Below are 12,802 nucleotides of genomic sequence, written 5' to 3' on the forward strand. Positions count from 1 at the left end.
TCATCACTGGTCAGCGTTCGAGGTAGAGCCGTTCGCAGGGCAAGCGTGGGAGCCCGGTCGTGTCGCCGGGCAGCACAGTCGCCGCGCCGGGGCGGTGGTGGGCGTTCCATTCCCGCACGAACACCAGGGCGGCGGTCAGGCAGGCGGCGAAGTCCATCCGCTGATCGTGCAGGTACACCGACAGGTGGACGTCGGGCTCCTCCGGGTGTGGAGACCCTCCCGGGCCGGTCACGGCACCACCCGCCACACCGCGTGCCGGCTCATCGACCCGCCCGAACCGCTCGCGCGAGCAGGCACGCGCGCACCGCATCGACCACCACCCGGCCCGAAGGCCGGTAGGTGTCCCGCGGCGCTTCCATCCATGCCCGGTATCCGTTGGTGCTGTCGGCCGGGGACGGAAGCGCGATCAACGCGCCGTCGCGGATCACCTTCACTCGGTCGCGGAACAACCCCGCGAACGTGTGCGGGTCGTCGGGCAGATCAGGGCGGACAAGGAACGTCCAGGTCCGCGAGGACGGGTGCGAGATGATCGGGCCGAGACTGTTGCCACCGCTGCGCAACCGCTCCGCCACCGCGTGGCCCAGCGGTTCGGGCACCGACACACCCCACACCATCGACCCCGCCCGCACCACGATGCGGCCGAGGGCTTCCGGTTCCACCTCGGCCGGGAGCTGGCACACCAGTTTGTAGAACGCGCACCGCCCGTGCGGGGTCGCCAGATCGAAACTCTCCGCGCCTGCCGCGCTCACCTCCGCACCCCCGTGTCGAGGTGGTCGCCGAACGATGAGCGCGCGGACGTGGGACACCGCGCCTCGATGGTGGCTTGATCACTCGCCGCCTCCGCACCCGCGACGGATGCGCACCGCAACCCGATCGCCGACGCGCCGGGCGGTTCCGCAGGTGAGCCGTGTAGCGGCATGGACTGGTCTCTCAGATACGCCGCCATCCGTTCCAGCTCGGCCACTCCCGCCGAATACAATCCCCGCTCGCTGCTCGCATCCATACCCCTGCGCCTCCCTGCGATTCGAATGGAAGGCACCCGACGCCGAGGGCATCGACACCAGCCAGCGGCCATAGCTGTGCTGGCGCGGCCGAGATGAGGAATCGACCGGCTCACCCCGGCGTCGGGGCCGGGGACGACGTTATGAGCAGGGGCACAACGGATTTGCCCTCAAAGGACAAACACGAGTTCGATCATCCATTCGGTCCCGGTTCGGGAGCAATGCCCAACCGCCAGGCCAGGCCGCGCAACTCCCGGCCGCCCGCATCTCGACGCGCAGCCCGTAACTGGTTCGCCACAGCCTCACGAACGAAGAAATCACTCCGAACCCTTTGTGGGGCCAGCTTTTCCGCCTTCAACAACAGCGCTAACCCACGGTCGCGATACTTCCGTTCGATCAATAGCGCCCGGCCCGCCTCTGCGTAGTAGTTGGCCTGCCGTACCGAGCTCGGGATCGCATGAACCGGGACATCGACAGCGCTGTCAACCGCCCGTGCCCCGTCGCCGAGCTCCAGCCCGATCGAGGAACGCCAGATATCGACATTGACTCTGCCGAAAAAGAACCCGCCAAAGCCGCCTACCGGCTGGTCCATACGCTTCGCCACTGCTGCGGCTTCGTCCAGATGTGTTTTGGCGGTCTCTCGATCCGCCTGTACGGCAGCAGCAAGCGCCGCATTCAGATGCAGCATCCCGTATACCTGCACAACCTCTGAATCATCCAGATGCTTCAGCAGTCGATCCGCCATATCCACCGATCGGTCGTATTGCTGGGTGCGGGACACCTCCCCGGCGACGCTGCCACGCAGCCACACTCCGAACCCTATCCGGGCCGGTGATTCGAGTTCTTCCGCGCACTGGCGCACCGCTTTGGCAGCCAGCAACGGCAGCCCGCGCCCGGCGAGTCGTTTCGTCGCCCACGCCATCGCGTCGTAGCAGGTGATCAGTCCGACCAGAATCTGCTGCCGAAGTTCGGGATGACGGACGTAGGCCGCGTGCAATTCGGCAAGAAGTCTCGGCGTCAGATTGCCCTGCGCCGCGTAGTCTGCTGCCTGTCGGTGCTCGAACACGCGCTGGAGGTCGGCAGCGACTTCCGGCCACGGCCGTACCGGCACCCCGGAGTCCTCGCCCAGTTCACATACCTCTAATGCGTTCTCGAACGCGACCAGAGTCGCGTGAGATTCCGACGAGGGTCCGTCTGTCATCTCCCATGGTCGGCCGTTGAATTCCGAAGGTGCCACGCGCAGTGCCCGCGCCAGCGCCTCGAGGGTGTGACGGTTGGTCAGCGCCTGTTCTCCGCGTTCCAGGCGACCGAGGTATCCAAAGCTGAGGCCAGCCAGGCCCGCCACGACCTGGAGGCTTAACCCCCGCCACGCGCGGATCTCCCGCAGCCTGCGCCCGACTTCGTTCGGTGGAATGTCGTTCATGGCGTACTCCTCCGCCGATGGCTACCACCTGCGACGGTACCTGTTGATCCCCATCGTGCAGGCGGAGGAACGCGCCAGAAATCGATTGGCGGGGCCTGACTCCCGCGATGGGGGCGATCTCCGGACCGCTGTAGCGGGTTTTCGAAAGCGCTGGGTTACGCCGAGCGTGATGATCGCAGGACATCGATCCGAGGAGAATCATGCGACGACATGTGGGGCGGGCCTTGCTGGCCGCCGCGGGGCTGCTCAATACCGCGCCTGCGATCGGCGCGGCCGCGCCACAGGGAATGTACGCGGCCTACGGCATAGCTTCGGCAGACCGCGATCTCGAGGTGGTGCTGCGGCATCGGGCCGTGCTGTTCGCGGTCGTCGGTATCGGTTTGCTGCTGGCGATCCTTCGTCCCGCGCTGCACCCGATCGCGGTGTGCGCCAACGCCATCAGCTTCGGCGGCTTTCTCGTCCTGGTGATCGCCGGAGGGCCGGTCGGCCCTGGATTGATGCGCGTCGCTGCATTCGACGTCGTGGGACTGGTTGCACTCGGCGTCGGAGTCGCGTGCCTGCGGGGTGAGCGCCCTGTCGAGCGAGGCGCATGCCGACCCGCTGCCGCTTGACATGGGAGATGCGCCACCACCACACCCCGATGCTCCCCAGGGGACTTGGAAACACGGTCAGCGCACCGTCTGCTCGATCAGGCGGCGGGCCGCGCGATCGGTCCGCTCGACGTCGCCGGTGATCAACCGGTCTTGCAGGATGCCGCGCAGGCCCGCGATGAGAAGAGTGGCAACGACTTCCGGGTCATCGATGGTTCGGAGGTTGCGCAGCCCGTCGGCCAGCGCCGACACGAAGACGGCGATGGCCGAGGTGGCGTAGTCACTGTATGGACTCCGTGGCGCGCAGGCCGCGCCGAGGACTTGGAGCATCACCCGGACGCTCGTGCGGCCGTCGCCCGAGGCGTTGGCGGTCCAGAAGCTCCACAGCCGGTCGCGCAGTTCGGACGCGTCATCGATGTCGGCGAATACGGCCGCGATATCGGGGCGCTGCGTCGCCAGCGCTTGGACGAGCAGTTCCTCTTTGGTCGAGAAGTAGTAGATCAGCATGCGCGAGCTGGTGCCGAGCTCGGCGGCCAGCGGGCGCAGCGACAGGTCCGCGAGGCCGTGCTCGGCGATGTAGCGCACGACGGCGGCGAGCAGTTCGGCGCGTTTGGCGTGGTCGAGGGGGCGGGCCATGAGTTGACTGTAGCGATTGGTACAGGTATTCATGACATCGTGACTGTAACAATCGCTTCAGAAACTCGGGATTCGGTCGTGGTCACCGGATACGCGGCGACCACGTCGCTGGCCGACGACATGGACACCACCTGGTCCCGATTGCTGGCGGGGCACAGCGGCATCGGCGCGCTCTCCGACGATTTCGTGGCCGAGTACGACCTGCCGGTCCGCATCGGCGGCAAGCTGAAGTCACAGCCGAGCGCCGAGCTGACCCGGGTCGAACAGCGCAGGCACTCCTACGTCGAGCAGATGGCGCTGGCGCTCGGCCGCCGGGTCTGGCGTTCGGCGGGCGCGCCCGAGGTGGACGGCGACCGGCTGGCGGTGTCCATCGGCACCGGGCTGGGCGGCGGTGACGCGCTGATCGAGGCGGTCGACGCGATGCGCGCCGGCGGCTACCGCAAGGTGTCGCCGATGTCGGTGCCGATGGTGATGCCGAACGGTCCCGCCGCCACCGTGGGACTCGAAATCGGGGCTAGAGCAGGCGTTTTCGCGCCGGTATCGGCGTGCTCCTCGGGTTCGGAGGCGATCGCGCACGCCTGGCGGCTGATCACCACCGGCGAAGCGGACGTGGTGGTGGCCGGTGGCGTCGAGGGACACATCGACGCCGTGCCCATCGCGAGCTTCGCCATGATGCGCGCCATGAGCACCCGCAACGACGACCCGGAACGCGCGTCGCGCCCGTTCGACCGGGACCGCGACGGGTTCGTCTTCGGCGAGGCGGGCGCGCTGCTGGTGCTGGAATCCGAGCGGCACGCACGCGGGCGGGGCGCCACCGTGCACGGGCGGGTGCTCGGCGCGGGGATCACCTCCGACGCGTACCACATCGTCGCCTCCGAACCGGAAGGGATCGGGGCGGCCCGCGCGATGCGCAAGGCCATCGAGACCGCGGGTCTGCGGGCTTCCGATATCCAGCATGTGAACGCGCACGCCACGTCGACGTCCATCGGCGACGCCTCGGAGGCCAACGCGATCGCCTCCGTCGTGCCCGACGCATCGGTCTACGCGCCGAAATCCGCGCTGGGGCATTCGATCGGGGCGGTCGGCGCGCTGGAATCGCTGGTCACCATGCTCACCCTGCGCGATCAGGTCGTCCCGCCCACCCTGAATCTGGACAACCCTGATCCCTCGATCGACCTGGACATCGTCGCCGGCGCGCCGCGTACTCAGCGCATCGACTTCGCGCTGAACAATTCGTTCGGCTTCGGCGGGCACAACGTCGCGCTGGCGTTCGGCCGGGTCTGACGGCGGAGGACCGCACCGGCCGAGCTAACGTCGTGGGACATCCGACCACTCGGCCTGAGGGACATCGACGTGAGCGAGCGAGACAACCGAGGACACCGCGTGCGGTCGCGCACGAGGGTGGGCAGGGAACAGTCGTGAGTGACGCCTTCTATCTCCCCGACCCCGCCCAGCCGGATCGCTTTCTTTCCACCGAGCTGACCCGCGGCCCATGGTCGCCGGACGCCCAGCACGCGGGTCCGCCCTCGGCGCTGCTCGGGCACGTGATCGAGCGGTGCGAGCCGCGTCCTGGGTTCCAGGTCGGCCGGGTGGCGGTCGATATTCTCGGTCCGGTGCCGCTGGCGCCGCTGACGGCGGCGGCGCGCGTCGTCCGTCCCGGACGCAGCGTCGAACTCATCGAGGCGACGCTGTCCACCGAGCGCGGGCCGGTGATGCGGGCGAACGCCTGGCGGTTCAAGCTGTCCGAACCGGAATTGCCGCTGCCGGAACGCTTCTTGCCGACCGGCACCCGCCCCGGTCCGGAGCAGGTGGAGGCCCCCGAGCCGTTCCCGTCCACCCAGCCGATCGGCTTCCACACCGCTATCGATTACCGCTTCGTCAGCGGGTCCTTCGCCGAACCCGGCCCGGCGATCTGCTGGATCCGGATCAAGCACCCGATCGTCGCGGGCACCGAACCGAGCCCGCTGGAGCGCACCCTCGCGGCCGCGGATTCCGGCAACGGCGTCAGCGCGATCCTGGACTGGTCGAAGTACCTGTTCATCAACACCGACCTGACGGTCACCCTGCACCGCCAGCCCGCGGGCGAATGGGTCTGCCTCGACGCCGTCACCTACCCCCAACCCCATGGCATAGGTATGGCCGAATCGGCGCTCTACGACGAAAAGGGCCCCCTGGGCCGCAGCACGCAAACCCTCTTCCTCGGCACCCGATAACCGAGGCAGACCCACTCGGCGTTCGTCGCCGACGCGCTCACGGACGGGTGGAGATCGACTGACCGCTCCAGTCGTCCACAGATCGGCCCGCTGAGTGCATGGCAGTGTGGGCACCATGTCACGTCGACTGCGAAACATCCGCAAGCGCTTTGCGATTCGGCCGTGTGGGGCGGCAACCGTTGCTCTGCTCGCCCTCGCCCTCGTAACGTCCGGCTGCAACGAACCGGGTGCGGTGGACATGAAAGTCGGCGAGTGCGGCTTTTTCACGCCGGGCCAAGCGAACCGTGCGTGGGAGGTACAGCGGCGCAGTTGCACCGACCCCGAGGCTGCGCTGGTCGTCGTGCGAGGTGCCTCGACGGTTGATTGTGCTGACCTTTCGTTCAGCTGGTCCGGCCGGGGGAGCCAGAAGCTCAACGTCTGCACCCACTTGAATGCCCAGGTCGGGGACTGCTTCAACAACCCGAAGAACCAGTATTCGCACCTCGTCCGTTTGCGGAAAGTGCCGTGCTCGACGCCCGAGGCGTACCAGGTGAATACCCGCGTCGAGGGCGACGATTACGGCGTCTGCAAAGCTACGAACAGCAAATACGGCCAGACCGCCGACATCGTGCACAAGCAGCCGCCGGTGTCGTTCTGCCTGCATCGCGTCGGATCCTGACGACGCTGCCTGCGCAGCGGCTCATGTCCGGTGGCGCGCACCTCGCTCAAGGACGGGTCGAGATCTGCTGGACGCCCCAGCCGTTGCCGTCGGGGTCGGTGAAGAAGAAGAAACCGACGTTGTCCAGGGGGTCGGGCATGGGGGTCGGGTTTTCGCCGAGGACCTGGATTTCGGTGACTTCGACGCCACGGGAGGTCAGTTCCTCATGGGCCTTGCGCAGATCGTTGACCACGAGTTGCAGGCCCTGCTGGGAGCCGGGGGTCATGTCGGGTATCGCGCCCTTGCCGATCACGATCGAGCAGCCGGAGCCCGGCGGAGTGAGTTGCACGATGCGGACGTTGTCGTCGATCTTGGTGTCGTGGTCTACGGCGAAGTCCAGCTTCTCGGCGTAGAACCGCTTCGCGCGGTCGATATCCGACACAGGCACGATCACGACCTCGAGCGTCCAGTTCACGGTGCTTCCTTTCGGCAGTCTGCGGTGTTCGTACCAGTGCGGACCGGTTACGGCGGGGAAATTCATCGGCGCGCTAGCGCCGCACCCAGCGCCAGGCGAACTCGTCCGGCGCGGGCGGAGGTCCCGGGAGTTCACCGTCCGCGCTCATTCCGGCCAGCAGCATGGCGAGTACCCGGCGGCGCAGCTGGGCGGTGCGCTCCGGGCTGGGCAGCGTGATGGCCGCGCAGGATTCCAAGATCAGGCCGAGGTCCTGCGGTGTGACGTCCGGGCGCAGCTTGCCGGAGGCATGCGCGCGGCGCACGATCTCCGCGGTCGCCTCGCCGGAGCGGGTGACGTCGGGCAGCATCGATTCGTCAGGGGTGAAGGTGCCGGCGAGATGCACGGTGAGCGAGTGCACGTCGGCGTCGACCACCCGCTCCAGGAAGCCGACCAGGGCGCGCCAGCCGTCCGGGTCCTCCAGCGCCGCTTCGGCTTCCGCGTTGTACCGGCGCAGACCGTCGTGACAGAGCGTACGTAGCAGCACTTCCTTGCTGGGATAGCGCCGGTAGAGCGCGCTGATCCCGACGCCGGCGCGTTCGGCGACGGCGGAGATCGGAGCCGTGGCGTCGGCGAGGAACACCGCGCGGGCGGCCTCCAGGATCAAGCCGTCGTTACGGGCGGCCTGCGCCTTGCGGCCGGGCAGGCCCTTCTGAGCTGGGGCATCGGATGTCTTCGGCATGCTCCGAGAATAGCACTTGAACGGAATGATCCGTTCTGTTACTGTTCAAACAGAACAGAGCATTCCGTTTCAAAGGAGCGAGCACATGACCGCCATCACCCCCTTCCGCATCGACATCGACCAGGCCGACCTGGACGACCTGCATGATCGCCTGGCCCGCACCCGCTGGGCGGAGCAGATCCCCGGCTCGGGCGACACCTACGGGGTGAGCGTCGATCGGGTGCGCCACCTGGTCGGCTACTGGCGCGACGGGTTCGACTGGCGCGCGGTCGAGCGGGCACTGAACGCGTACCCGCAGTTCACCACCGAGATCGACGGCCAGAACATCCACTTCCTGCACGTGAAATCCGCTCGGGACAACGCGTTCCCGCTGATCCTCACGCACGGCTGGCCGGGCACTTTCGTCGAATTCGTCGGCGTCATCGAGCCGCTCACCGCGGCCGGGTTCGATCTGGTGATCCCCTCCGTGCCCGGGTACGGGTTCTCCGGCCCCACCACCGAGGCGGGCTGGAACGACGCGCGGATCGCCCGCGCCTGGGCGGAGCTGATGCGGCGGCTCGGCTACACCCGCTACGGGGCGGTGGGCAACGACGGAGGGGCGCAGATCTCGCCGGAACTCGGGCGCGTGGCGCCGGAGCAGGTGGTCGGCGTGCACGTGACGCAGGTGTACTCCTTCCCCTCCGGCGATCCGGCGGAGCTGGCCGACCTCGACGAGGACGAGCAGCGGTCGCTGGCCACCCTGGACTGGTTCGTGAAGAACAAGATGGGCTTCAACGTGCTGCAATCGCAGCAGCCGCAGACGCTGGCGCACGCGATCACCGATTCGCCCGCCGGGCTGGTCGGCTGGAACGGCCAGCTGCTGGGTCCGGATCTGGACGACGACTTCGTGCTGACCAACATCGCGATCCACTGGCTCACCGGCACCGCGGGTTCGGCGATCCGGCACTACTTCGAGAAGGACAAGGCCGAGCACCCTGCCACGCCGTCCACGGTTCCGCTCGCGCTGTGCGGCTCCACCGGCGATTTCCACGGCATCCGCCGCTTCGCCGAGCGCGACCACAACATCGTGTCGTGGCGCACGCACGACGTGTTCACCCACTACCTGCACCACGTGGCGCCCGCGCTCATGGCGGAGGAGATCACGAAGTTCTTCGACCCGCTGCGCTGAGACAGTCTCTTATGGCATCGAGACTCACGGCCATGGTTCGTCTCGTTCTCCGCTGATGTACTGAATCCACAAGAACACAACAGCTTTCGAACCAGAGGAGAAACCATTGAAGATCGCGGTCTTCGGAGCCACCGGTACGGTCGGTCGTCTCGTCGTCGAGCGGGCGCTGCGGGAGGGGCACGAGGTGACGGCCTTCACCCGCAGCGCCGCGGGCGTCGCGCAGCGGCACGAGCGGCTGCGGGTCGTGGAAGGCGATGTGCTGGACACGCATTCCGTGCAGCGCGCGGTGGAGGGGCAGGACGCGGTGCTGATCTCGCTCGGCAACGGCCGCAAGGGCGTGGTCCGCGCGGAAGGCACCAAGGCGATCATCGCCGCGATGAACCGCACGGGTGTCGAGCGGCTGATCTGCCAGACGACGCTCGGCGTGGGCGACAGCCGGGGCAACCTGAACTTCCTGTGGAAGTACGTGATGTTCGGGCTGCTGCTGCGGCCGGCCTACGCCGACCACGTCCAGCAGGAGAAGTACGTCGAGGCCAGCGATCTGGACTGGACGATCGTGCGGCCGAGCGCCTTCACCGACGGACCGGCCACCGGCAGCTACCGGCGCGGATTCCCGGCGGGCGAGCGCGGTCTCACCTTGAAGATCGCCCGTGCCGACATCGCCGACTTCATGGTCGAGCAACTGACCGACACCACTTACCTCCGCCAGGCGCCTGGCATCTCGAACTGAGCGCACCGTGCGGCGGCCGGGAAGCGGTCTCAGGCGTGCTCGTGCAGGTCGCCCCAGGCCGGGAAGGGATCGGGATACTCCGCCCACGCGCCCGGCCCCTCGGCGAACTCCGCATCGGTGAGCAGCGCGCCGTCCAGCAACGCGCGCACGTTGTCGCAATCCAGTTTGATTCCGATGAACACGATCTCCTGCCCCGGCGGCACCTCCAGTGACGACCACCAGGCGGCGGGTTCGAAGACCAGGTTCGGCCCCGCTTGCGACCACACCGCGGCCAGCGTCGAGCGGCTCGCGATCCAGCAGAAACCTTTGCTGCGCAGCAGCCCGCGCAACTGTTCCAGCGCGGCGGACAGACGCAGCGGATGGAACGGCCGATCCGCGGTGTAGGTGAGACTGCGAATGCCGTACTCCTCGGTCTCCGGCGTATGCCCGCCCGCGAGTTCCTCCGCCCAGCCCTCGGCCTCGGCGGCGACCAGCGGGTTGTAGCGGCCGGTGTCGAGCACCTCGCGCAGGTCGACCACACCGTTGCTGGTGCGCAGCACGTGAGCGCGTGGATTGAGCCTGCGCACCGTCGCCTCCACCGCCCCCGCCGCGGCCGCGCCGACCAAGTCGGTCTTGTTGACCAGCAGGACGTCGGCGAACTCGACCTGATCCACCAGCAAGTCGGCGATGGTGCGCGCGTCGCCCTCGCCCGCTTGCAGGTTCCGCTCGGCCAGCGCCTGCCCGCGCGCCACCTCGGCGAGGAAGGTAGAGGCGTCGACCACGGTCACCATGGTGTCCAGCCGCGCGACATCGCCGAGCCGGAAGCCGTCCTCGAACTCCCAGTCGAACGTCGCGGCCACCGGCATCGGCTCGGAGATGCCGGTCGATTCGATCACCAACTGATCGAACCGCCCCTCGCGCGCCAGCCGCGCCACGGCTTCGATCAGGTCCTCGCGCAGCGTGCAACAGATGCAGCCGTTGGTCAGCTCGACCAGCTTCTCCTCGGTGCGATCCAGGTGGCCCTGTCCCGCGACCAGCGCGGCGTCGATGTTGACCTCGCTCATGTCGTTGACGATGACCGCCACCCGGCGGCCCTCCCGGTTGGCGAGGATGTGGTTGAGCAGCGTCGTCTTGCCCGCACCGAGGAAGCCGGACAGCACGGTGACGGGAAGCAGATCGGAGTCCATGCATTAATGATAACGATTTTCATTTGCTGACCGCGGGCGGGTCCGGTTGCCCGAATCGCGCGAACCGGATCGCCGTAGGGTTTGTGTCGTGAAATTGCTGCCATTGCCCGCCGAGGGGCAGACCCCCGTCCGGGCGCTCACGATTGCCGGTACCGATTCCGGCGGAGGCGCCGGAATCCAAGCCGATACTCGCACCATGGCCCTGTGCGGCGTGCACGCGCTGGTGGCCGTCGCGGCGGTGACCGTGCAGAACACGGTGGGCGTCAGCGGATTTCACGAGATTCCACCGCAGGTCGTGGCCGCTCAGGTGCGCTCGGTCGCCGGGGACATCGGGGTCGGCGCCGCGAAGACCGGCATGCTGGCCTCCACCGCGATCATCGAGGCGGTGGCGGCGGTGTGCCGGGAGGTCGGCATCGGCCGTGACGGCGAAGTCCCGCTGGTCGTCGATCCGGTCGCGGCCTCTATGCACGGCGATCCGCTGCTGCACGCCGAGGCGCTCGACGCGCTGCGCTCCACCCTGATCCCGCTCGCGACGGTGGTGACGCCGAACCTGGACGAGGTCCGGTTGCTCACCGGGATCGACGTCGAGGACGACGATTCGGCGCGCCGCGCCGCCGAGGCGCTGCACAAGCTGGGGCCGCGGTGGGCGATCGTGAAGGGCGGGCACCTGCGTTCCTCCGAGTACAGCACCGATCTGCTTTTCGACGGCGAGCAGTTCCTCGAGTTCACCGCACCGCGCATCGCCACCGGCAACGATCACGGTGGCGGCGACACCCTGGCCGCCGCCATCGCCTGCGCATTGGCGCACGGCTATTCGGTGCCCGAAGCGGTCGAGTTCGCCAAGGAGTGGACCTATCGCTGCCTGGCCGCGTCCTACGATCTCGGCGCGGGCCACGGGCCGGTGTCCCCGCTGTGGCGCTTGCATCGCAGCTGAGCGGCGACCGCCCGGCACACGCCATTTCTTGTCGGTGGTGGCTGCGATACTGAGAACGTCGCCGACACGGATGGCTTCAACGGCGAGGCGATCGGAACAACGAAGTTCGGCGTGAACGCGGCGGAGACCTCGGCGCCCGGCCCGGGGGGCGCTCCGGTCACATAGCGGAAAAAGCGAGGTGCAGCGGTTGATCCGCCGCCATCGCGATGCCGTGCAGTCGAGCGCTCGCGGCCACCAGCGCGAAGATGACCTCGCTCAGATAGTCGGCGAACTGCTCGACCGGCATGGCCGGTGGCTCGGGCTGTTTCACCCCCAGCCACCAATCGGTGGCCGAGGCCACCGCGCCGAAGATCGAATAGATCACCAGCTCCACGCTCGCGACCTGCACCGACTCGTCGTTCACCGCACCGGCGAACAGCTCGGCGGCGCGTTCGGCGGACTGCCTGGCCGACTGCAGGGCGCGGTCGGCGTCGCCGGACCGTCGCGTGAAGTGGCTGTGCAGCATGAACCGGAAGACGTTCGGCTGCCGCGACACCACCAGCGCGTATTCGGTCGCGGCGCGGCGCACCAGGTCACCGGCCGAGTCGCCGGTCAGGTCGAAGCTGGTCATGACTTGCTCCCAGAGCATGTCGCGCACCCGGTCGACGATCGCGTTGTAGAGGTCGCTCTTGTCCTCGAAATGGCGATACAGCTTCGGCTTGGCCGCGCCCGCTTCCTTGGCGATGTCGCCCATGCTGACGGCGGGACCGAATTTGTCGAGCGCGCGGAACGCCGCGTCCACGAACTCCTCGCGCACCTTCCGGCGATGCTCACGCCAACGCTCGGTGCGCGCGTCCACACGTTTCGACGGCTGGTCGTCTTCCGTCCGGCCGCGCAGCATCACGAATCCGGATGCTACCTGCTAGCCCGGGTACCGAGACCCGGCCGTGCGCCGGGTCTCGTCCCCCGGTCAGTGTTTGCCGGAACCGGCGCCGCCGTCGCCCGCGGCCTTGGCCTTCTTCTCCGCTCGCTTTTCCTTGAGGGTCTTCCCGGATTTCTTGGACATCGAACTGCGCGGAGATTTGTCGGACAAACGTGGTCCTTTGCTCGGAGAACCTGAATGGTCCCGCTG

The 12,802-nt window shown here is 67.9% G+C and carries 16 protein-coding genes; 7 read left to right on the top strand and 9 right to left on the bottom strand.

Annotated features, from left to right (window positions below; genetic code table 11):
• Positions 1-10 precede the first annotated feature (10 nt).
• From QMG86_RS29425 to QMG86_RS29435, 3 genes are all read right to left on the bottom strand, one after another.
• Entirely contained in the window at positions 11-232 is a 222-nt protein-coding gene (locus tag QMG86_RS29425; RefSeq protein WP_281876037.1) for a hypothetical protein, read from the bottom strand.
• A 28-nt stretch (positions 233-260) separates the two neighbouring features.
• Positions 261-749, bottom strand: a complete 489-nt coding sequence (locus QMG86_RS29430; protein ID WP_281876038.1) for a DNA-directed RNA polymerase subunit beta — start codon at positions 747-749, stop codon at positions 261-263.
• Between the two features lie 445 nt (positions 750-1,194).
• Positions 1,195-2,424, bottom strand: a complete 1,230-nt coding sequence (locus tag QMG86_RS29435) for a helix-turn-helix domain-containing protein (RefSeq protein WP_281876039.1) — start codon at positions 2,422-2,424, stop codon at positions 1,195-1,197.
• Between the two features lie 224 nt (positions 2,425-2,648).
• On the opposite strand from QMG86_RS29435, the gene QMG86_RS29440 reads away from it, so the two are divergent.
• Positions 2,649-3,035, top strand: a complete 387-nt coding sequence (locus QMG86_RS29440; RefSeq protein ID WP_281876040.1) for a hypothetical protein — start codon at positions 2,649-2,651, stop codon at positions 3,033-3,035.
• A gap of 57 nt (positions 3,036-3,092) precedes the next feature.
• Here QMG86_RS29440 and QMG86_RS29445 read toward each other — a convergent pair whose 3' ends face one another.
• Entirely contained in the window at positions 3,093-3,650 is a 558-nt protein-coding gene (locus QMG86_RS29445) for a TetR/AcrR family transcriptional regulator (RefSeq protein WP_281876041.1), read from the bottom strand.
• 39 nt (positions 3,651-3,689) lie between these two features.
• Between QMG86_RS29445 and QMG86_RS29450 the strand changes: the two genes are divergently transcribed.
• The 3 genes from QMG86_RS29450 to QMG86_RS29460 all read left to right on the top strand — a co-directional run bounded on the left by QMG86_RS29450 (position 3,690) and on the right by QMG86_RS29460 (position 6,521).
• Positions 3,690-4,934, top strand: a complete 1,245-nt coding sequence (locus tag QMG86_RS29450; RefSeq protein ID WP_281876043.1) for a KasA/KasB family beta-ketoacyl-ACP synthase — start codon at positions 3,690-3,692, stop codon at positions 4,932-4,934.
• A 134-nt stretch (positions 4,935-5,068) separates the two neighbouring features.
• A complete protein-coding gene (locus tag QMG86_RS29455; protein WP_281876045.1) occupies positions 5,069-5,863 on the top strand; it encodes a thioesterase family protein in 795 nt (264 codons plus the stop codon).
• 115 nt (positions 5,864-5,978) lie between these two features.
• The gene (locus QMG86_RS29460) at positions 5,979-6,521 is read left to right on the top strand and encodes an LppU/SCO3897 family protein (RefSeq protein WP_281876046.1); all 543 of its coding nucleotides are present in this window, start codon (positions 5,979-5,981) and stop codon (positions 6,519-6,521) included.
• 46 nt (positions 6,522-6,567) lie between these two features.
• Here QMG86_RS29460 and QMG86_RS29465 read toward each other — a convergent pair whose 3' ends face one another.
• Positions 6,568-6,975, bottom strand: coding sequence for a VOC family protein (locus tag QMG86_RS29465; RefSeq protein ID WP_281876047.1), 408 nt, complete (start codon positions 6,973-6,975; stop codon positions 6,568-6,570).
• A 73-nt stretch (positions 6,976-7,048) separates the two neighbouring features.
• Complete coding sequence (locus QMG86_RS29470; RefSeq protein ID WP_281876048.1) at positions 7,049-7,693, bottom strand: TetR/AcrR family transcriptional regulator; 645 nt, start codon at positions 7,691-7,693, stop codon at positions 7,049-7,051.
• Between the two features lie 85 nt (positions 7,694-7,778).
• Here QMG86_RS29470 and QMG86_RS29475 point away from each other — a divergent pair, with 85 nt between their 5' ends.
• Together QMG86_RS29475 and QMG86_RS29480 are read left to right on the top strand one after the other, a co-directional pair.
• Entirely contained in the window at positions 7,779-8,861 is a 1,083-nt protein-coding gene (locus QMG86_RS29475; protein WP_281876052.1) for an epoxide hydrolase family protein, read from the top strand.
• Positions 8,862-8,967: 106 nt separating this feature from the next.
• Positions 8,968-9,591: an NAD(P)-dependent oxidoreductase gene (locus QMG86_RS29480; RefSeq protein WP_281876053.1), complete on the top strand. Its 624-nt coding sequence runs from the start codon at positions 8,968-8,970 to the stop codon at positions 9,589-9,591.
• A 29-nt stretch (positions 9,592-9,620) separates the two neighbouring features.
• On the opposite strand, the gene QMG86_RS29485 is transcribed toward QMG86_RS29480, so the two are convergent.
• Positions 9,621-10,757 carry a GTP-binding protein gene (locus tag QMG86_RS29485; protein ID WP_281876054.1) on the bottom strand — a complete coding sequence of 379 codons (1,137 nt, stop codon included), beginning with the start codon at positions 10,755-10,757 and terminating at the stop codon, positions 9,621-9,623.
• 88 nt (positions 10,758-10,845) lie between these two features.
• On the opposite strand from QMG86_RS29485, the gene thiD reads away from it, so the two are divergent.
• On the top strand, positions 10,846-11,691 hold the full coding sequence (gene thiD, locus QMG86_RS29490) for a bifunctional hydroxymethylpyrimidine kinase/phosphomethylpyrimidine kinase (RefSeq protein ID WP_281876055.1): 846 nt from the start codon (positions 10,846-10,848) through the stop codon (positions 11,689-11,691).
• A gap of 157 nt (positions 11,692-11,848) precedes the next feature.
• Here thiD and QMG86_RS29495 read toward each other — a convergent pair whose 3' ends face one another.
• Both QMG86_RS29495 and QMG86_RS29500 read right to left on the bottom strand, forming a co-directional pair.
• Positions 11,849-12,571 carry a TetR/AcrR family transcriptional regulator gene (locus tag QMG86_RS29495; protein ID WP_281881185.1) on the bottom strand — a complete coding sequence of 241 codons (723 nt, stop codon included), beginning with the start codon at positions 12,569-12,571 and terminating at the stop codon, positions 11,849-11,851.
• Between the two features lie 69 nt (positions 12,572-12,640).
• Positions 12,641-12,763: a hypothetical protein gene (locus QMG86_RS29500; RefSeq protein ID WP_267470263.1), complete on the bottom strand. Its 123-nt coding sequence runs from the start codon at positions 12,761-12,763 to the stop codon at positions 12,641-12,643.
• Between the last annotated feature and the right edge of the window lie 39 nt (positions 12,764-12,802).

It is taken from the genome of Nocardia sputorum (assembly GCF_027924405.1).
GTDB lineage: Bacteria > Actinomycetota > Actinomycetes > Mycobacteriales > Mycobacteriaceae > Nocardia > Nocardia sputorum.

Bases quoted from the DNA above. Each gene is read 5' to 3' on its own strand.
- QMG86_RS29435 (WP_281876039.1), bottom strand. From the start codon at position 2,424: ATGAACGACATTCCACCGAACGAAGTCGGGCGCAGGCTGCGGGAGATC.
- QMG86_RS29445 (WP_281876041.1), bottom strand. From the start codon at position 3,650: ATGGCCCGCCCCCTCGACCACGCCAAACGCGCCGAACTGCTCGCCGCC.
- QMG86_RS29460 (WP_281876046.1), top strand. From the start codon at position 5,979: ATGTCACGTCGACTGCGAAACATCCGCAAGCGCTTTGCGATTCGGCCG.
- QMG86_RS29470 (WP_281876048.1), bottom strand. From the start codon at position 7,693: ATGCCGAAGACATCCGATGCCCCAGCTCAGAAGGGCCTGCCCGGCCGC.
- QMG86_RS29475 (WP_281876052.1), top strand. From the start codon at position 7,779: ATGACCGCCATCACCCCCTTCCGCATCGACATCGACCAGGCCGACCTG.
- QMG86_RS29485 (WP_281876054.1), bottom strand. From the start codon at position 10,757: ATGGACTCCGATCTGCTTCCCGTCACCGTGCTGTCCGGCTTCCTCGGT.
- QMG86_RS29495 (WP_281881185.1), bottom strand. From the start codon at position 12,571: ATGCTGCGCGGCCGGACGGAAGACGACCAGCCGTCGAAACGTGTGGAC.